This window comes from Candidatus Acidulodesulfobacterium sp. H_13 (assembly GCF_048541835.1).
Taxonomy (GTDB): domain Bacteria; phylum SZUA-79; class SZUA-79; order Acidulodesulfobacterales; family Acidulodesulfobacteraceae; genus QIJE01.
Genome location: NZ_JBLEOY010000002.1, coordinates 404,006 through 423,438 on the forward strand (window position 1 = coordinate 404,006; position 19,433 = coordinate 423,438).

A 19,433-nucleotide genomic window follows, 5' to 3' on the forward strand; every position below is an offset into this window, starting at 1 on the left:
TTAGGAGGATGGTTATGAACGTTTTTGACGGCACCATGATTTTTGGAATCATTGCCGGTTTAATCGCAGTTATCTATAGTGTGACGGTAACGATATGGGCAATGAAACACGAAGAGGGTTCCGAAAAAATGAAGCAGATTGCGAGAGCTATCCAAGAGGGTGCGACGGCTTTTCTTAACAGGCAGTATAAAACTGTTGCAATTGTGGGAATTATTATTTTTGCATTAATATGGTTAGGTGGAATTTGGATTCAGCAGTTTGGAATCTTAACGGCATCCGGTTTTTTGCTCGGTGCTATTTTATCCGCTTTGGCCGGATATTTAGGAATGTTTAATGCCGTAAGGGCCAATGTAAGAACTGCTCAAATAGCGCATAAGGGTATAAAGGCTGCATTGCAGTTTGCGTTTAAAGGCGGTTCCGTTACCGGTCTAATGGTACTTGGTCTCGGAGTTTTAGGAATATCTCTCTTTTCGCTTGTAGCCTATTCTATCGGCGGTATAGACGTGGTTATGAATTCATTAATAGGCTATGCCTTTGGTTGCAGTCTTATAAGCGTTTTTGCAAGGCTGGGCGGCGGAATTTACACCAAAGCAGCGGATGTTGGCGCGGACCTTGTCGGCAAAGTAGAGGCGGGAATACCGGAAGACGATCCGAGAAATCCTGCCGTTATAGCTGATCAGGTGGGTGATAACGTAGGTGATTGCGCCGGAATGGCTGCGGATATTTTTGAAACATTTGCCGTTACAATAATAGCGGCTATGCTGTTAGCCTTTACTATTTTTCATAATAGCGGCACTCATGATTTATTGAGAGCAGTTCTTTATCCGTTAATACTCGGCGGTATTGCCGTGTTTTCTTCTATAATCGGAGTATTTTTCGTAAGTGCTCCCACAAAAGAGAAGATTATGCAGGGGTTGTATAAGGGAATAATTGCTACGGGTATAATTTCAGCCGTCTTTTATTACTTCTTTACAATGATTTTTATGAAAGGCGTAGGGCATTATCCTACTATTAATTATTTTTATTCGGCCATGGTAGGGCTGGTTCTTACGGGTCTTATAATAGTTATTACTGATTATTTCACATCGACGAGCTTCTCCCCCGTTAAATCGATTGCAAAGGCATCTACTACAGGGCATGCTACTAATATTATAGCAGGGCTTGCCGTCGGACAAATGTCTACGGCCCTCCCGGTTATCGTAATTGTATTCAGTATTCTTATCTCTTATCTCTTTGCGGGTTTTTACGGTGTTGCGATTGCCGCAGCCAGTATGCTTTCAATGGCGGGAATGATTATAGCGGTCGATTCCTTTGGTCCTATTACCGATAATGCGGGCGGTATTGCTGAGATGAGCAATCTTTCCGAGGACGTTAGAGAAACTACCGATGCACTTGATGCAGTAGGTAATACCACTAAAGCGGTAACTAAGGGTTATGCAATTAGTTCCGCCGCTATTGCCGCAATAGTGCTTTTCGGCGAATATTCAAAATTAATAGGGGATGGTGCAGTACATTATTCGTTTTCTATTTCCGAACCAAGAGTTTTAATAGGGCTTTTATTGGGAGCAATGCTTCCGTTTCTTTTTGCATCGCTTGCCATGAAAGCAGTCGGAAGCGCTGCCGGCGATATAGTCGATGAAGTTAGAAGGCAGTTTAAAGAGATGCCGGGTATTATGAAAGGAACGACTAAGCCGGAATATGGAAAATGTGTAGATATAGTTACAAAATCTTCATTAAAACAGATGGTTTTGCCTGCGTTTATACCTATTGCAGGTCCGATAATTTTCGGCTTGCTACTTGGACCTCAGGTACTTGGCGGGTTATTGTTAGGAACCATCATATCAGGGCTTTTCGTGGCTATTTCAATGACAAGTGGCGGTGCGGCATGGGATAACGCAAAAAAACTTATTGAGACCGGATTATACGGCGGTAAGGGCAGCGAGGCTCACAAGGCCGCGATTACAGGAGATACCGTCGGCGATCCATACAAGGATACGGCAGGACCGGCTATAAATCCTATGATAAAGGTTGTAAATATCTTTACTATCTTAATAATTCCGATAGTCTTGCTTTTGTGGCATTGATTCAATTCGAATTGCAATATGGATTTAAAAGGTGGGATGTTATCCCACCTTTTTTGTTTTTAGGTTTTTATCGAGGGTTTTTCAATAAAATTTATCTTGACATACGCGTTATAAAATAGCATACTTTAAACATTATAAAATTTTAATTTGGGGTTAATTTATGCAAAGTGAGCCTGACAGTAGCAGTTACAACAATTGTTTCAAAAAACCGAGGGCGATTTTAACGCGTCATTCGGAAGTTAAATGTTAAATGATATAAATTTATTATAGACACTCGTTGGCTTTGTCCGCCTATTTATTCAATCTTTTAATATTTGCCTCTTTCCGATAAACGCTAAAACTGCTTATTAAGGAGGTAGAAATTGAAAGATTATAAGGACAAGCTCGACAATCTCCCCATAGATATAAAACTCAGAGCGGCAGATAGGCTTAAAATCCACCTTATGAGACAAAAATACGGCTATTTTTCCCGTCTTTGTCTTTTAATAGCGCTGATAGGTCCCGGAATACTCGTTATGATAGCAGATAATGATGCCGGCGGAGTTATAACATATGCGCAAACAGGTTCCATATTTGGAATAGGTTTTTTTATTCCTTTTATGATAGTTATGCTTCCGGTTGCATATATAGTTCAAGAGATGACGGTTAGATTAGGCGCCGTAACGCATAGGGGGCATGCGGAAATGATATGGAAACGATACGGAAAATTTTGGGGTGCGTTTTCCTTAATAGACCTTGTCGTTGCAAATATATTAACCTTAATAACAGAATTTATAGGTATAACCCTTGGAATGCAGGTTTTCGGGGTATCCCCTATCATCTCTTCGATAGCGGCAATAATAATTATAGCATCTATTCAGCTCTTTTTGCGTTATTTTGCATGGGAATGGATTAGCTTAAGCATCGCATTATTTAATTTAATATTTATTCCTTTAGTGTTTTTTGTTCCGCATCTTCATTGGGATTCGGTAGCGAGAAGTTTTGTTTCATGGCATATACCGGGCGGGGTGCATACGCTTTTTATATATGTAGTGCTGGCGAATTTAGGAACTACAATAGCCCCGTGGATGCTATTTTTTCAGCAGTCTTCGGTTGTCGATAAAGGGCTTACCATAAAAGATATTAGGGACGGACAGATAGATACCTTTATAGGCTCGGTTTTTATGGTGATCGTGGCTATCGCAATCATCCTGATAACCGGTGCAACGGTTTACGGTTTTACGAGTACGCCTAATTTAGGTATCCAGACGATACTTTCTATTATATCCGCAAAGATGGGGTGGGTGGCTATGAGACTTTTTGCGCTTGGTCTTATAGAAGCGGGACTCATAGCGGCTATCGCAATTTCCGCGAGTACTTCCTGGGCAATGGGCGAGGCATTTGGATGGCCGAAGAGTATCAATATGCCGCCACTACAGGGCTGGAAGTTTTATCTGCCCGGCATTATAAGCCTGTTCATTGCGGGAGGGATTGTTTTAATTCCGAATGCGCCGCTCGGATTTTTAAATTTGACCGTTCAAGTAATAGCCACTATTTTTATGCCTGCGGCGATGATGTTCTTGCTACTCCTTTTAAACGATAAAGAAATAATGGGAGATTATACGAATAGACCGTGGCAAAATATATCTGCGTTTACTATTGTAGGTTTTTTGATAGTTATGGATGGGATATATGGGTTAATCGTGGTTTTTCCGCATATATTAACATAATAAAACCCTACTTTTAGTTTAAGTATTTGATTATAAATTTACTCAAGAGGTGTAAAAATGGATTCGGACGATAAGACTTCCAAACAAAATGACTTAGACAACGATTGGGAAAATTTTATAAAAGAAGAAGGCTTGGTGAACTATAACAAGATTCCGATAGAAAGGGCGGAGATTAAGGGATGGGTCAAGATAGCGTTTTGGTTTTTAAGGATATATATAATTATTATGGTAGTATTAGTGATTATAGGATTTTATAGGGTTCACTAAATTTTAATGGATACTCGGCTCTTATTTCTTTTGGATTGGAAAAATGTTTTAAGCAATATTTCCGATTCTTTCTTCATGACTCCGGATACGACTTCTATCCTACCATTAATAATAGGTAATGCCATGCCGCCCTTATAGTCCTTTGTTCCGTATACCAATCTCGTTATTCTGGATAAAACGATCGCGCCGCAGCACATAATGCAAGGCTCAAGAGTGACATATAACGTACACCCCTCAAGCCTCCAATTTTTGAGCTTTTTTTGGGCATCCATGATCGCTTTGATTTCTGCATGCATTATGCTGGATTTATCCTTTTCTACCGTATTAAAAGACGAAGATAATGTTTCGCCGGTTTTTTTGACGATAATTGCGCCTACCGGCACTTCGTCTGCTTCCAGCGCTTTCTCAGCCTCATTTATGGCTGATTTCATAAAATCGATATCTTCGTAATTATAGTCCGTCATGATTATGATTAGTAAATAATTATTGAAATTTATACATATATTGTGATATAAACAAAAAGGCGCATATTAATTATATTTTTTGTTTAGGAATAAATCAATAGATTCCATAGGTATTTTTATAGAGTGGATAATAAGAGACTCCCCGGATATTTAAGAAAAGAGATATTAAAGATCAAGACGAGGAAGGACATTTTTGAAACGGCTAAAGTTATTCGGGAGAAAGAACTCAACACTGTTTGTTCGTCATCGAGGTGTCCCAATCTTAATCTTTGTTATTCAAATAAAACCGCCACATTTCTCATGCTCGGAGATAAATGCACGAGGAAATGCCCTTTTTGCAATATAGATTACATAGATTATCAAAGTTATGTCAACACAACTTCTACCGTAGACGTTTTTGAACCGCGAAAAATAGCCTATGCGGTAAAATCGCTTGATTTAAGACATGCCGTGATTACGATGGTTACGAGAGACGATTTGGAAGACGGAGGGGCGGGGGTTTTAGTCAGAGCGGTTAAAGAAATTAGGGAAAAAACCGATTGTAAAATAGTTGAAGTTTTAACGTCAGATTTTAACGGCAACGAAAAATCCGTTACGGACGTATCCTGCAGCGGCATAAATATCTTTGGACACAATATAGAAACGGTCGAGAGGCTTTATAAAACGGTAAGGCCGTTAAGTTCGTACCGTCGTTCTCTGTATTTGTTAAAAAAAGTGAAAATAGAAAGGCCGGATGTTGCGCTGAAGTCGGGTATTATGGTCGGTCTCGGAGAGGACGATTCAGAGGTTTTTCAAACCATAGACGACCTCATAAATATCGGAGTAGATTTTATGACCATAGGTCAGTATTTGAGGCCTTCGTTGAAAAATATTCCGGTTCATAGGTTTGTGGATTTAGAGAGGTTTATAGATTATAAGAATTATGCGGAAAAGGGTGGAATTAGAAATGTATTTTCTGCTCCGCTTGTTAGGAGTTCCTTTGGAGCGGAAAAATTTTTTAAGCATTCTTATACAATAAATAGAGGCATGCCATCATGATAGAAGATTTTGAGACGATAAAAAGACTTCCGCCCTATGTTTTTGCCGAGGTAAACAAGATAAAAATGGAGGCCAGAAAGCAGGGTGACGATATTATAGACCTGGGAATGGGCAATCCCGATTCTCCGACTCCCGGTTATATAATAGAAAAATTAGTCAAGGCATCTAAAAATCCGAAAAACCATAGATATTCGGTATCGCGCGGTTTATATAAACTCAGGCTCGCCGTTGCCGATATGTATAAAAGGCATTACGGCGTAGATATCGATCCTGACGGCGAAGCTATCGTTACTATGGGCATAAAAGAAGGGTTAAGCCATTTAATGCTTGCAATTATTAACAAAGGAGACGTTGCCTTAGTACCGAATCCTACTTATCCGATACATGCTTACAGCGTTGTTATTGCCGGGGGAGATGTGAGGAGCATACCCTTGGTTCAGGGTGAGGATTTTTTTAAAAATATCATGACGGCATTGAGACAGACGTGGCCTAAGCCGAAGGTTATAATATTGAATTTCCCGCATAATCCTACAACTGTTACCGTCGAGCCTGATTTTTTTGAAAAGTTGGTTGATTTTGCAAAGGAAAACAATATGTACGTAATTCATGACAACGCATATGCTGATTTAACGTTTGATGGCTATAAAGCCCCGAGCTTCTTACAGGTTAAAGGAGCAAAAGATGTCGGAGTGGAGTTTTTTTCCATGTCTAAAAGTTATAGCATGGCGGGCTTTAGGGTAGGATATGCCGTGGGAAACAGGGTTCTAATAAATGCCCTTTCGAGAATCAAGAGTTATCTTGACTACGGGATGTTTCAACCCATTCAAATAGCTTCCATCATCGCATTAAACGAAGAGGCGGAGCATAACGCCGTTTCTGAAATGGTTTTGCATTACAAAAAAAGACGCGATATTTTGATTGAAAGTTTCAAAATGGCGGGGTGGAATATTGAAAAGCCTAAGGCAACTATGTTTGTTTGGGGGAAAATACCGGAGAGGTTCTTGAGCGCGGGGATTAAATCGCTTGAGTTCTCAAAATTATTGCTTGATAAGGCAAAGGTCGCAGTGTCTCCAGGTGTGGGTTTCGGAAATTACGGCGATGAATACGTGCGTTTTGCGTTAGTAGAAAACGAAATGCGCATAAGGCAGGCATCAAGAGGAATAAAGCATTTCATAAATAATGAAGAATTTTTTAGTAAAGTGGTTTAACGGCTATAGAAAGGGAGTAAAACTTCAAATATGAAAAAAGGAATTAACATCGGTCTTTTGGGATTCGGAACGGTAGCATCAAGCTTTTACCATATATTTAATGAGAGAAAAAAGGAGATAAATTCTTTTCTTTCGGTTCCGGTAAATATCAAAAAAATATTTGCGCGCGGAGGCAGTCATCCCGTTCCCGAAAATATAAAGAAATTTTTAGTTAAAAATCCGGATGAAATACTTGAGGATAAGGAAATAGATATCATTATAGAACTTATCGGGGGGATTTCTTCGGCTAAAGAATTTATAAATCGGGCTATAGACAGCGGAAAAAGTGTAATTACGGCGAACAAGGCTCTTTTAGCCGAGCACGGCGAGGAAATATTTAGAAAATGCATAGATAAAAAAACACATATAGGTTTCGAAGCGGCCGTAGGCGGAGGAATTCCTATCCTGAGAGCTATAAAGAACGGGCTTGTAGGGGATAACATAAGATCGATTTATTCCATAATCAACGGAACATCCAATTTTATACTTTCAAAAATGGCTAAAGACGGCGGAAAATTCGAAGAAGTCCTAAAAAAAGCCCAGGAAAAGGGGTACGCCGAAGCCGATCCCTCATTAGATATTAACGGAACCGACAGCGCACATAAGCTTGTAATTCTTGGAAGATTAGCTTTTTCCACAAGTTTATCCACAAAAGATGTTATAATAGAAGGGATAGAAGACATAAACCAGTTGGATATAGGTTTTGCGAAAGAGTTGGGGTATGCTGTAAAACTGCTTGGAATACTTAAAAACGAAGATTCTAAAATAGAAATAAGGGTACATCCTACTTTAATACCTTCTTCTTGTCTTTTATCAAAAATAGATGGGGTGTTTAACGCATTTTTAGTAAATGCGGAATATGCGGGACCGTTAAGTTTAACCGGCTACGGCGCAGGCGGTAATCCTACTGCCGGTGCGATTATGGGCGATTTAATGGAAATAGCTTCCAAAATAATAAATAATGACAATCATCATGATTTTATTATCTCTAAGAATATAGATAAACTGAAAGTTAAAATTAAAAAAGAGATAATTTCAAAGTATTACCTAAGGTTTTCCGTTATGGATAGACCGGGCGTTCTTGCGAAAATATCCGGAATTCTCGGTGAAAACTCTATAAGCATAAGCTCTATGATTCAAAAGGGTAGAAAGGTTGAAGGTTCCGTTTCGATAGTTATTATGACTCATGAGGCTGGAGAAGAGGAATTATTCAGAAGTATTGCATTGTGCGACAGACTCAATGTCGTTTCGGCAAAAACAACTGTTTTAAGAATTGAGGATAATATATGATTAATAATAAACGTAAAGAAAAAAACGCTGAGAAATCGCAGGAAAAGAGGCACGGGGAGGGGAGATTATAAGTTGATACTTACTAAATACGGCGGTGTAATAAGGAGATATCGGGAGTTTTTGCCCGAAATAGACGATAAACATATCGTTACACTCTTAGAGGGCAATACCCCTTTAATAAAATCGATAAATATAAATAAAATTATAAACCGGGATATTGAAATATATTTTAAATACGAAGGACTAAATCCGACAGGTTCATTTAAAGACAGGGGTATGACTATGGCGGTATCGAAAGCGGTATCGAGCGGGTCAAAAGCCGTAATTTGCGCTTCGACCGGAAATACCTCCGCCTCCGCCTCCGCCTACGCCGCAAGGGCGGGGATAAAGTCGTTCGTTTTAATTCCGGAAGGAAAGATCTCCTCCGGAAAACTTTCTCAGGCATTGGCTCACGGTGCCACGGTAATGCAGATACGGGGAAACTTCGACGATGCTTTGGTTATTACAAGAGAAATCGCAAAAGACTATGAAGTTACGCTTGTTAATTCCGTGAATCCTTACAGATTAGAGGGACAAAAGACCGCAAGTTTCGAGATTATCGATGAACTCGGTGCCCCCCCGACTCACCATATTCTTCCGGTCGGAAATGCCGGCAATATAACTGCATATTGGGAGGGATACAAGGAATATTTTGATGCCAAAAAAATAGACAGACTGCCTAAAATGCTTGGTTTTCAAGCAGAAGGGTCTGCCCCGATAGTTTTAAATCATATAGTGAAAGAGCCGCATACCGTTGCGACCGCTATTAGAATAGGCAACCCGGCAAGCTGGCAAAAAGCGGTTTCGGCAAGGGATGAATCCGATGGGTTGATAGATTCGGTAAGCGACGAGGATATATTAAAGGCGTATTCCATGCTCGCTTCAATGGAAGGGGTATTCTGCGAACCGGCTTCGGCAATCACGCTTGCCGGATTAATCAAATTAAATAAACGGGGATTTTTTAAAAAAGGAGACGTTTGTGTCCTTACCCTTACGGGGCATGGGCTTAAAGACCCGGGTAATGCCATAAAAGTCTCGAAAGAGCCGGTTGTTGTTCCGTGTGATAAACATTCCGTTCTAACGGTTATGGGGTTAGCGTAATTTAATCGAATAATGTTTTATCAGGAGGATTAATAGTAAGCATGTCAAACCGTAAATATGTTATTTTATGTCCTGATGGCATGGCAGATTTTCCATTAGAGGAGCTTGGAGGGAAAACGCCGTTAGAGTATGCTAATACTCCTAATATGGATGATATTGCGAATAAGGGTGTCATCGGTTTAATAAAAACTATCCCGGACGGGTGTATTCCCGGAAGCGATATCGGTTCTATGTCGATATTAGGGTATGACCCGGTCAAATATTATACGGGTAGGTCTCCATTAGAGGCTGCGAGTATGGGTGTTGAACTTGGGACGAAAGATGTTGCGTTCAGGCTTAATTTTGTCAATATAATAGGAGAAAACGGAAAAAGGTTTATGCATGATTATTCGGGCGGACATATTACTACCGGAGAAGCGATAGAAATAATAGAGACCTTTCAGAAAAAATTAGGCAGTCGGCATTTTAGATTTTATACGGGAGTGAGTTATAGGCATCTTATGGTTACCGATGATATTGACATAGACGGTCTTCAAACCGTTCCGCCGCACGATATACCGGATATGCAGATAGACGAATTTTTGCCTCACGGAGGAACTTCGAGCGACAGGATATTAGATATAATGAAAAATGCAGAGATAATACTAAAAGATCACGATGTGAATAAAAAAAGAATTGCGTCGGGAAAGCTTCCTGCAAATTTTGTTTGGCTCTGGGGGCAGGGCTATAAGCCTTCCATGCCTACAATGAGAGAAGAATATGGTATCGAGGGTTCGGTCATTTCCGCAGTAGATTTAGTAAAGGGTATTGGAAAATATGCAGGGCTCCGCGTTATAAACGTTCCGGGGGCAACCGGATATTTAGATACCGATTATAAAGGCAAAACCGATTACGGCATGGAATCTTTGAATTCTAGCGATTTTGTTTATATTCACGTAGAAGCCTCCGACGAAGCCTCGCACGAGGGAAGTGTTAAAGATAAAATAAAAGCCATAGAAGATTTTGACCGGTTTATCGTAGGCGGAGTCATGAAAGGTCTTAAAAAATATAATGAATTTACGATAATGATTTTACCCGACCATTACAATCCGGTTAAACTTAAAAAGCACACGTCGGAACCTGTCCCTTTCTGCGGTTTCTCCACAAAAATGGAAAATACCAAGAACAGGTATCGTTCCGATCATTATTCTGAAATTTCGGCTAAAGACGGCGGCTTGTTTTTTAATTCAGGCCCGCTGTTATTTAAGGCTTTTTTAGATTCATTTGAGCGGTTTACTTAATAATATTAATTTTTTTACTTGATTTTAAAAAAATGTTTTATTATAATCCTTTGCAGCTTAAAATTTTATTTTTTTATTATTTTAACTTAAATTGATTAGCAGGGAGGTAGTCAATCTATGGCATCATATCAAAAGCTTATCGAACCCAAAGAAGGTTCAAAAATTAAGGTATTGGGTCCTAATAAATTTGAAGTCCCCAGCGACCCGATTATTCCTTTCATAGAGGGTGACGGAATCGGTGCAGATTTAACGAGGGCTATGCATATTGTAATTAATGCGGCTGTTAAAAAGGCATACGACGGTAAAAAAAAGATCAACTGGCTTGAGATTTACGCCGGAGAAAAGGCGGTTGAGAAATATGGAGAAGGACAGTATCTTCCCAAAGATACGATAACAGCTCTTAAAGAATATTCGATAGGTATCAAGGGTCCGATTACTACACCGGTAGGTGGCGGCTTTAGGTCGTTAAACGTTACTATCAGGCAGGTGCTTGACCTTTTTGCATGTGTTAGGCCGGTTAAGTATTACGAAGGAATACCTTCACCCGTTAAACACCCCGAAAAAGTAAATATGATAATATTTAGGGAAAATACTGAGGATATTTATGCAGGTATTGAATTCAGGTCCGGCAGCGAAGAGGCTAAAAAGCTTAGAGATTTTTTGATTTCAATGGATGTTAATATTAAGGAAAAAATAAGAGAGGACGCAGGCATCGGGATAAAACCCATGGGACCTTTTGCATCAAAGAGACTCATAAAAAAAGCGATTCAATATGCCATAGATAACGGCAAAACGAGTGTTACTTTGGTTCATAAAGGCAATATAATGAAATTTACCGAAGGTGCATTCAGGGATTGGGGCTATGAACTTGCAAAGACCGAGTTTGGCGACAAACTGATTCCTGAAGCCGAGGTTACGGGTTCTACGGACAAAATTATTATAAAGGATAGGATAGCAGATTCTATGTTCCAGCAAGGGCTTCTTCGCCCCGACGAGTATTCCGTTCTTGCATTGCCGAATCTTACCGGTGACTTTATGTCCGATGCTTTAGCCGCACAGGTCGGCGGTCTTGGTATGGCACCCGGTGCAAATATGTCCGATACCATGGCTATTTTCGAAGCAACTCATGGTTCTGCCCCTAAATATACGAATCAGGATAAGGCAAACCCCGGTTCTTTAATTCTGTCGGCGGTTATGATGCTTATACATATGGGATGGAAGGAAGCGGCGGATCTTGTAGAAAAAGGGATTAAAGAAACGATAAAGCAGAAATACGTAACATATGACCTTGCAAGGCAAATGACGGGAGTTACTGAAGTTAAATGCTCTCAGTTTGCCGAAAGAATTGCCGAAAATATGTAAATTAATATAAATTAAGACGGCATTTCTGCCTTAGCGGATATCTCCGTTTCTGTGCAGTTGTCAAAATATATTCTTCCATATGTCTAAAACAGTGTTTTTTGGCACAGACGGAAATGCCTTTTTTAAGTTAAAACGGGGTTTTTATGAAACTTTATGAATACGAAACATATGATACCGTATTTAAAAAATACGGCGTTCCGACTCCAAGATATATGGTCGTTCAACATTCCGGAGAAAATGTGGTCGATTTTGTAGAACAGAACGGAGAGGTAGTTATAAAATCTCAGGTTCTTGTCGGAAAGAGAGGAAAAGCCGGAGCGGTTAAATTTGCTAAAACCGGAGACGAGGCAAATGAACATGTTCAGGCATTAATGGAGACGGACGTATACGGCGAAAAGCCGGTTAGCGTTATTATCCAGGAAAAGGCGGAAATAGTAAAAGAACTTTACGTAAGTTTTACCTATTCGTCAAGACCGAGAAGACCTGTTTTTGTTATATCGCTTGAAGGCGGAATGGACATAGAGGAGCAGGACCCGTCTAAAATATTTACATACGAAATAAACCCTCTTGAGGGTCTTTTTCCGTATAAAGTCAGAGAATATTTAATTAAAATAGGTTTTAATTATAAATCGGAATTGAGGCTGCTCTCAGAGGTTATTGCCAATATGTACAGGGGGTTTTGGAATTCGGAATCAAGACTTTTAGAAGTTAATCCTTTAATTATTGCCCGCGATAAAGTGAATCCCAAAAAACGAAAGATTTTAGCGATAGATGCCGTAAATATGATAGATGACGATGCAAGGATTGCTCCCTCTAAAATTTATACCGCAAGGGGGGCTATGGGAAGGCCCCTTACTCAAAGAGAGTCGGCAGCACATTTAATAGACAGAGACGACCACAGGGGGAAAGCGGGTTCTTATGTCGAATTGGACGGTGATATAGGAATGATGACATTCGGAGGCGGCGGTTCGACTATTACGGCGGAAACAGTTTTTGCGCTGGGAATGAAACCCGCAAATCTTACCGATATCGGCGGAAATCCGCCTGCGGAAAAGATGGTCAAAATTTCTAAAATTATTCTTTCAAAGCCGGGACTCAAAGCAATGCTTGTTTGCGGCGGGACGGCAAGCAATACGAGAATAGACGTTACGCTGGGAGAGGGTCTCGTATCGGCCATAGAAGAAATGAGAAAAGACGGGACATTTCCCGAGGGATTAGCATGGGTCGTTAGGAGAAGCGGTCCGGAATATCAGAAGGGATTAAAAATGCTTTACGACTGTTTCGTGAAAAACGGTATAGAGGCGGTAATATATGATTCTGAACTTCCCCTCACGGAGGCGCCGCAAAAGTTGTATGAGATTTTAAAGTCTAAAAATATTATATAATATGATAGGAGATTATTTATATGAAAGGCACTAAATTCTTAAATGACGGTACCGGCGTTATTGTAATCGGCATTACCGGCAGAGAGGCTTCTCAAGTTGTTGCCGAGTCGGAAAGTATTTATCCCGGCATCGTAAAATGCGGTGTAACGCCCGGAAAGGGCGGAACGGTTTTGATGGATACTTGTCCGATTCCCGTTTTTGATACCGTAAGAGAAGCATTAAAGGTTGATGAATTAAAGCAGTCCGTGAATACGGGCTTAATATATGTCCCTCCTACTTCCGTCCTCGATGCGGTTTATGAATTGATCGATAACGGCATTAAGCTTATGTACATCATTACAGAGCATGTTCCTATCAGGGATTCCATAATAATATATGAACTTGCAAAGGAAAAGGGAGTCACTATCGTCGGCGGGACGTCTCTCGGATGTTTCGTTCCTTCGGTCGGCAGGATAGGTGCCATAGGCGGTAAGGACCCGAGTGTCGCATTTCGAGACGGCTCTATAGTCGTTCTTTCGAAAAGCGGAGGGCTTACCGTTACTACGTCGGAAATGCTTAAAAGACGCGGTTTCGGTATCTACATGGCTTTAGCCGTAGGGGGCGATATTATTGCCTGCACGACTTTTGCCGATGTTCTTCCCGAACTTGAAAAGGACGAAAATGTTAAGGCATGTGTTATAATGGGGGAACCGGGGGGCACATACGAAGAGCAGGTTGCAGAGCTTGTAGCTAATGGTGTCTATACTAAGCCTTTAGCCGTTTTTGTTGCAGGCGTGTTTCAGGAAAATATGCCGGAAGGGGTTTCTTTCGGGCATGCGGGTGCCATTGTAGAAAGAGGTATGGGAAAGGCAACCGATAAGATAAAGAGGCTCGAGGAATTGGGCAAAAAAACGGGAACGATAAGGGTTGCTAAATTTTACCATGAGCTCGTCAATGCCCTTATCTTCTTAGGGGCGAAAAGAGATTTTGAGGATAGCTCCTCCGATGACGTGAAGCCGCTTTACAGCACTTTAAAATAAGTGATTTTTGTATTTAATAAGTAAATGATAAAAATATAAAGTTAAAGGAGTTTGAGTTTATGTCTGAAATAAATTCACAAAAAGAGTGGCGAACGGCCGTTACGTCTAATCAGGACGGAAAGATTCTTATAAGAGGCTATAATCTTGATAATTTAATTGGGAATAAATCTTATGCAGAGGTCTGTTTCTTGCTTTTAAAGGGCGAAATGCCTACCATAAATGAAGCGAAGATGTTGGACGCCATTTTTGTTTCATGCATAGATGCAGGTATTGCCACACCTTCGTCCGTTGCCGCAAGAACGGTATTTTCCGGTGGGAATTCACTTAACGCCGCTGTTGCAGGTGGGATTCTTACTCTTGGAGATGCCCACGGGGGTGCTATTGAAAAGTCGGCAAAGATGTTTCAGGATTATATAAAAGGCAAAGAAGGTATTAAAGACGAAGACATTAAAGAAACGGCAAAAAACATGGTTGACGACGCTCTTAAGAATAAAAAAAGACTTCCGGGTTACGGTCATAAACTTCATACCATTGATCCTCGAACAAAGAGGCTCTTAGAAGTTGCGGGAGATTTAAATTTTGGCGGTAGTTATGTCAATCTTGCCGTAGCAATAGCGGATGAATTTAAGGTTAAAAAGCCCGAACGAAAACTTCCGCTTAACGTAGACGGCTGCATTGCCGCAATAATTTCCGATATGGGATTCGATTATAGACTCGGCAAGGGTTTCTTCATAATTGCCCGCTCCTGCGGACTTGTCGGTCAGGTCTTTGAAGAATGGATGAGGGAAAAACCCTTTAGGAGATTGGCCCCTGATTTGCACGAATATGACGGGATGCCCGAACGCGGATAATCAAATCCGTTCTTGTTTTTTTAAAATATTGTATTGGCGTACAATATAGGATATAATATAAGAATTATTGTGTAACATTGATAAAATAAATATATTGAAATCAGGGGGGGAGTACGATTATGGATGATAAATCGTTGACTATTGAGTTTGCCAGGGTTACCGAACACGCCGCGATATCGGTCGCACGGTTTATCGGCAGGGGAGATGAAGAAGCGGCGGACAGGGCTGCAGTAGAATCCATGAGAGGCTCTCTCGAATATATAGATATCGACGGAACGATAGTTATAGGCGAAGGCGAAAGAGACGAAGCCCCTATGCTTTACATAGGAGAAAAAGTCGGCAGCGGAAAAGGACAAAAGGTTGACATAGCCGTTGACCCGCTGGAAGGAACTACTTTGGCTGCAACCAGCGCCCCTAATGCAATTGCCGTTATGGCAATAGGCGATCATGGAAATTTTTTACATGCCCCTGATACATATATGGAAAAAATAGCCGTAGGTCCTAAAGCAAGAGGCGTTATTGATATAAAGCTGTCTTCGACTGAAAACCTTCAGAGAATCGCGGAGGCGTTAAACCGATATATCGAAGATTTGACCGTCATAATCCTTAAACGCGAAAGACATAAACCCTTAATAGAAGAGGTGAGGAAGGCAGGGGCGAGGATTAGGCTTATACAAGACGGAGACGTTGCCGGCGCGATAGCAACCGCAAAGGAAGATTCTGGCATAGACGTTCTTATGGGCATAGGCGGCGCTCCCGAAGGTGTACTCGGCGCAGCGGCATTAAGGTGTGTTGGGGGCGATATGCAGGGCAGGCTTGTATTTAGGAACGAAGAAGAAAGGGGACGCGCCCTTAAAATGGGTATAAAAGATTTTGATAAAATTTACGGTATTCATGATCTTGCTGCCGGTGACGTAATATTTGTTGCGACAGGCGTAACTAACGGGGATTACCTCAACGGAGTTAAATTTTTTCAAAGCGGAGCAAAAACTCATTCGGTCGTCATGAGGTCTAAGACCGGAACCATCAGATATATAGAGGCCACGCATTATTTTAATTATAAAGAGATAAAATAATGCGTGATTAAAAAGGGGGAAAGCGCATGAAGGTTTTTATCACGGGAGGAACGGGATTCGTAGGTTCGGTCATTTCCGAAAAGATTAAATCCTCAGGGGCTTCCGTTACCCTTTTGGAGCGTAAAAAAAATAAAGTTCCAAAGTTAAAGAAATTGGGTTTTGAGGTTTTTGAGGGGAGGCTTGAGGAAAAGAATGTTATTGACAATTTCCTTTCTCTTAATAAATTTGATGCAATAGTAAATCTTGTTGGAATAATAAGAAGCACGCCCGGTTTTTCTTTCCGAAAGGTTCACGTAGATTATGTGAATACATTGTTGGAGTTGGCTAAGAAAAATGGAATAAATAGGTTTATCCATATGAGCACTCTCGGTGCTTCGGTTAGCGATTCAAAATATTTTTCCACAAAATACGAGGGTGAGTCGCTCGTTAAACATTCGGGTTTAAAATGGACTGTTTTTGAGCCTTCTTTGATTTTTGGAGATAATGCGGCTTTTTTTGACGACCTCATAAATTTAGTAAAAACAAGGGCTCTTGTTCCTATAATCGGAACCGGAGAAAATAAGTTTACTCCCATAGACGTATTTTCGGTTGCCGACGCATATAATAATTCTTTGTATAACAATAAAACCATTCATAAGTCGTTTCAGTTGTGCGGTCCGGATATTTATACTTTTGAAGATATCATAGATTTGATCATGGAGTTCTTACCGCCTAAAAAATTAAAAATCCATACCCCCCTTTTTATCGTTGAAAAATCTTTAAGTATCGTCGAAAAACTATCTGCGCCGTTCAAAAATATACCGATAACATCCGACCAGGTTAGAATGTTAAAGTATGATAGCATATGCAGCGGAGACGCGAGCGAATTTGACGAGCTATTGAAATTAAAAAAGACGCACTTAAAAGATTGGCTTAAAAGATATTTATTAAAAAAATATAATTAAATGCTGTATCCGGCAAAATGGAAGACGAAAAAATTTTAATAGTTCAGCTTTCCGATCCTGAAAATGAGCCGGAAAAATGCATAGCAAGTTTGATATTAGCAAGAACACTGGCGATAATGGAAAACGATATTCGTATATTCAGCATGGCAAAATCTCCGTTGCTTTATACGAAAAACATAGCGGAAAATTCACTTATAGATAAAAGATTTAAGAATTTAATAGTTGAAAATGTTACCGATTTGCTAAAAAATTCACCCTCCGTATATATATGTTCTAAAAGTAAAGAACTTCTCGGGTTAGACGAAAGCATGTTTATTCGACCCTTTCAAATTGCCGGAATGTCGACGTTGCATAGCTTGAAACAAACGGCGGATCAAACCTATTTCTTTTAATAATTCCTTATCTTTTTTAACGTCTTGCTCCGACTTATTTTATTTCTAAATATATTTTTTAAATTAACTTGACTTTTACTAAAATCAATAATATTATTTAAAAGTGGTAAAAAGTGGTAAAAAGTGGTAAGCATTTAATTACGTTGAAAATAACCATGATATTTGTTGAATAATTTAATTATTTTAACAATTTATTTCTTTATGTTTAGCGGCAGATATAACCATTCGATAGACGATAAAGGGCGAGTTAAGGTTCCCCAGAAGATTAAGGATTCTCTTGTGTCTGTTTACGATAATACGACAATCGTAATTACCAATCTCGATAAATGTTTAGTTGCATATCCCACAGAAGAATGGCGTAAATTAGAAGAAAAAGCCCTTAAACTCCCTTCGATGCAAAAAAACGTTTTAGAATTTTTACGATATTTTTTTTCGGGTGCGGAAGAGGTTGAATTTGACAAAATGGATAGAATGCACATTTCTCAATCCCTTAAAATTAGCGGAAATTTAAATAAGGAAGTGGTACTTGTGGGAATAATAAACAGATTTGAAATATGGGACAGAGATTTGTGGGATGCAAATTTTGAGGGAGCAAAATCCAATTTTGAATCTATTGCGGCTACTATGTCGCAGGTAGGTTTTTAGCATGCCGGTATCGGGGGCATTACGGCGACAAAAGTTGGGACGACACATACCGGTATTATTGAAAGAGGCCGTGGATATTTTAGAAGTAAAGCCCGAAAATATTTATATTGACGGGACGCTGGGTGGCGGAGGTTTTTCTGAAGAAATATTAAAAAGGTTACAAGCGGAGCATTCGGATCGCGACGGTTTACTTATAGGGATAGATAGAGATGCCGAGGCAGTAAAAGATGTTCGGACTAAACTTGAAAATGAGTTTGGTAAAAAAAATTTTAAGGCGATTAATGCTAATTTTAGCGCAATCGATGAAATCGTGAAAGCGGAAAATTTAAAAGGGATAGACGGCATTGTTCTCGACCTCGGTATCAGCTCTATCCAGCTTGAAAGCGGTAGAGGGTTTAGTTTTAACGAGGAAGGCATTCTTGATATGCGAATGGGTATAGAAACGGAACTAACCGCATATGACGTGGTAAACGGTTATGCCGAAAAAAATCTTGCCGATACCATATGGAAACTCGGCGACGAAAGGTTCTCAAGGAAGATAGCAAAAAAAATAGTGGAATACAGGAAAAAAAAACCGATCGAAACACCCTTGGAATTGGCAAGTATTATAAGAAGTGCGGTTTATAGAGGCTCTGGTAAATCTAAAAGGTTCAGGACCGACCCGGCGACAAAGACATTTATGGCATTGAGGATATTGATAAACAAAGAATACGATTCGTTAATAGAATTTTTGGGAAAGCTTAAGTATGTTTTAAACAACGGGGGTATAGCGGCAATAATATCCTTTCACTCCGGGGAAGACAGGATAGTCAAGAATTTTATTAGAGAAAACCCCGATTTTAAGCCTGTAAACAAAAAACTTATAGTCCCGGGGGATGAAGAAATAAATATGAATCCGAGATCCAGGGGTGCAAAATTGAGGGCTTTTTATTATGTCTAAGATAAAGCCGTATTTTATTGTTTCTGTGATAATGCTAACTATTTTGGGAATGTTTTACGTATGGACTAAAATGGAAAGCATAAAATTAGGGTATGACATTAATAAGCTGAGTGTCGTAAAGTTAAAACTTGAATACAGCCATAAAGAGCTTCTGATTAAGGAAGCGGCTTTGAGTTCGCCCTTGAGAATTTATAATATTGCCAAAAAAATGAATTTTATTTACCCAAAAGAAGGCGAAATCATAATAGTTCATGATTAGATTATGGAAAACAACTTTAAAACTGAGAATGCTAATCGGTT

General features: G+C 39.9%; 19 protein-coding genes. 18 read left to right on the forward strand and 1 reads right to left on the reverse strand.

Features of this window, described 5'->3' with window-relative positions:
* Positions 1-14 precede the first annotated feature (14 nt).
* The 3 genes from ACMCNP_RS06565 to ACMCNP_RS06575 all read left to right on the forward strand — a co-directional run bounded on the left by ACMCNP_RS06565 (position 15) and on the right by ACMCNP_RS06575 (position 4,060).
* Positions 15-2,084 carry a sodium-translocating pyrophosphatase gene (locus ACMCNP_RS06565; RefSeq protein ID WP_419315454.1) on the forward strand — a complete coding sequence of 690 codons (2,070 nt, stop codon included), beginning with the start codon at positions 15-17 and terminating at the stop codon, positions 2,082-2,084.
* 362 nt (positions 2,085-2,446) lie between these two features.
* Complete coding sequence (locus ACMCNP_RS06570) at positions 2,447-3,793, forward strand: NRAMP family divalent metal transporter (protein ID WP_419315457.1); 1,347 nt, start codon at positions 2,447-2,449, stop codon at positions 3,791-3,793.
* A gap of 57 nt (positions 3,794-3,850) precedes the next feature.
* Entirely contained in the window at positions 3,851-4,060 is a 210-nt protein-coding gene (locus ACMCNP_RS06575; protein ID WP_419315459.1) for a hypothetical protein, read from the forward strand.
* Here ACMCNP_RS06575 and ACMCNP_RS06580 read toward each other — a convergent pair.
* Entirely contained in the window at positions 4,057-4,491 is a 435-nt protein-coding gene (locus ACMCNP_RS06580) for a nucleoside deaminase (RefSeq protein WP_419315462.1), read from the reverse strand. The two genes, ACMCNP_RS06575 and ACMCNP_RS06580, sit on opposite strands and share 4 nt — an antisense overlap.
* Before the next feature lie 156 nt (positions 4,492-4,647).
* On the opposite strand from ACMCNP_RS06580, the gene ACMCNP_RS06585 reads away from it, so the two are divergent.
* From ACMCNP_RS06585 to ACMCNP_RS06655, 15 genes are all read left to right on the forward strand, one after another.
* Complete coding sequence (locus tag ACMCNP_RS06585) at positions 4,648-5,562, forward strand: lipoyl synthase (RefSeq protein ID WP_419315465.1); 915 nt, start codon at positions 4,648-4,650, stop codon at positions 5,560-5,562.
* Entirely contained in the window at positions 5,559-6,770 is a 1,212-nt protein-coding gene (locus ACMCNP_RS06590) for an aminotransferase class I/II-fold pyridoxal phosphate-dependent enzyme (protein WP_419315469.1), read from the forward strand. The genes ACMCNP_RS06585 and ACMCNP_RS06590 overlap by 4 nt, the downstream gene beginning before the upstream one ends.
* Before the next feature lie 30 nt (positions 6,771-6,800).
* A complete protein-coding gene (locus tag ACMCNP_RS06595) occupies positions 6,801-8,099 on the forward strand; it encodes a homoserine dehydrogenase (RefSeq protein WP_419315471.1) in 1,299 nt (432 codons plus the stop codon).
* Positions 8,100-8,171: 72 nt separating this feature from the next.
* On the forward strand, positions 8,172-9,239 hold the full coding sequence (thrC, locus tag ACMCNP_RS06600; RefSeq protein WP_419315474.1) for a threonine synthase: 1,068 nt from the start codon (positions 8,172-8,174) through the stop codon (positions 9,237-9,239).
* 41 nt (positions 9,240-9,280) lie between these two features.
* On the forward strand, positions 9,281-10,519 hold the full coding sequence (locus tag ACMCNP_RS06605; protein WP_419315477.1) for a cofactor-independent phosphoglycerate mutase: 1,239 nt from the start codon (positions 9,281-9,283) through the stop codon (positions 10,517-10,519).
* A gap of 117 nt (positions 10,520-10,636) precedes the next feature.
* Positions 10,637-11,881 (forward strand): isocitrate dehydrogenase (NADP(+)), encoded by a 1,245-nt coding sequence (icd, locus tag ACMCNP_RS06610; protein WP_419315479.1) that lies wholly within the window; start codon positions 10,637-10,639, stop codon positions 11,879-11,881.
* Positions 11,882-12,024: 143 nt separating this feature from the next.
* On the forward strand, positions 12,025-13,266 hold the full coding sequence (locus tag ACMCNP_RS06615; RefSeq protein WP_419315482.1) for an ATP-grasp domain-containing protein: 1,242 nt from the start codon (positions 12,025-12,027) through the stop codon (positions 13,264-13,266).
* A 20-nt stretch (positions 13,267-13,286) separates the two neighbouring features.
* A complete protein-coding gene (locus ACMCNP_RS06620; protein ID WP_419315485.1) occupies positions 13,287-14,285 on the forward strand; it encodes a succinate--CoA ligase subunit alpha in 999 nt (332 codons plus the stop codon).
* 59 nt (positions 14,286-14,344) lie between these two features.
* Positions 14,345-15,136 carry a citryl-CoA lyase gene (locus tag ACMCNP_RS06625; protein WP_419315488.1) on the forward strand — a complete coding sequence of 264 codons (792 nt, stop codon included), beginning with the start codon at positions 14,345-14,347 and terminating at the stop codon, positions 15,134-15,136.
* 119 nt (positions 15,137-15,255) lie between these two features.
* Positions 15,256-16,212: a class II fructose-bisphosphatase gene (gene glpX / locus ACMCNP_RS06630; protein ID WP_419315491.1), complete on the forward strand. Its 957-nt coding sequence runs from the start codon at positions 15,256-15,258 to the stop codon at positions 16,210-16,212.
* Between the two features lie 26 nt (positions 16,213-16,238).
* On the forward strand, positions 16,239-17,156 hold the full coding sequence (locus ACMCNP_RS06635) for an NAD-dependent epimerase/dehydratase family protein (protein ID WP_419315494.1): 918 nt from the start codon (positions 16,239-16,241) through the stop codon (positions 17,154-17,156).
* Between the two features lie 17 nt (positions 17,157-17,173).
* Positions 17,174-17,548 (forward strand): DsrE family protein, encoded by a 375-nt coding sequence (locus tag ACMCNP_RS06640; protein ID WP_419315497.1) that lies wholly within the window; start codon positions 17,174-17,176, stop codon positions 17,546-17,548.
* 165 nt (positions 17,549-17,713) lie between these two features.
* Positions 17,714-18,193 (forward strand): division/cell wall cluster transcriptional repressor MraZ, encoded by a 480-nt coding sequence (gene mraZ, locus ACMCNP_RS06645; protein WP_419315499.1) that lies wholly within the window; start codon positions 17,714-17,716, stop codon positions 18,191-18,193.
* A 1-nt stretch (position 18,194) separates the two neighbouring features.
* Positions 18,195-19,133, forward strand: coding sequence for a 16S rRNA (cytosine(1402)-N(4))-methyltransferase RsmH (gene rsmH, locus ACMCNP_RS06650; RefSeq protein ID WP_419315502.1), 939 nt, complete (start codon positions 18,195-18,197; stop codon positions 19,131-19,133).
* Positions 19,126-19,392, forward strand: a complete 267-nt coding sequence (locus ACMCNP_RS06655) for a hypothetical protein (RefSeq protein ID WP_419315504.1) — start codon at positions 19,126-19,128, stop codon at positions 19,390-19,392. The genes rsmH and ACMCNP_RS06655 overlap by 8 nt, the downstream gene beginning before the upstream one ends.
* Positions 19,393-19,433: the final 41 nt, after the last annotated feature.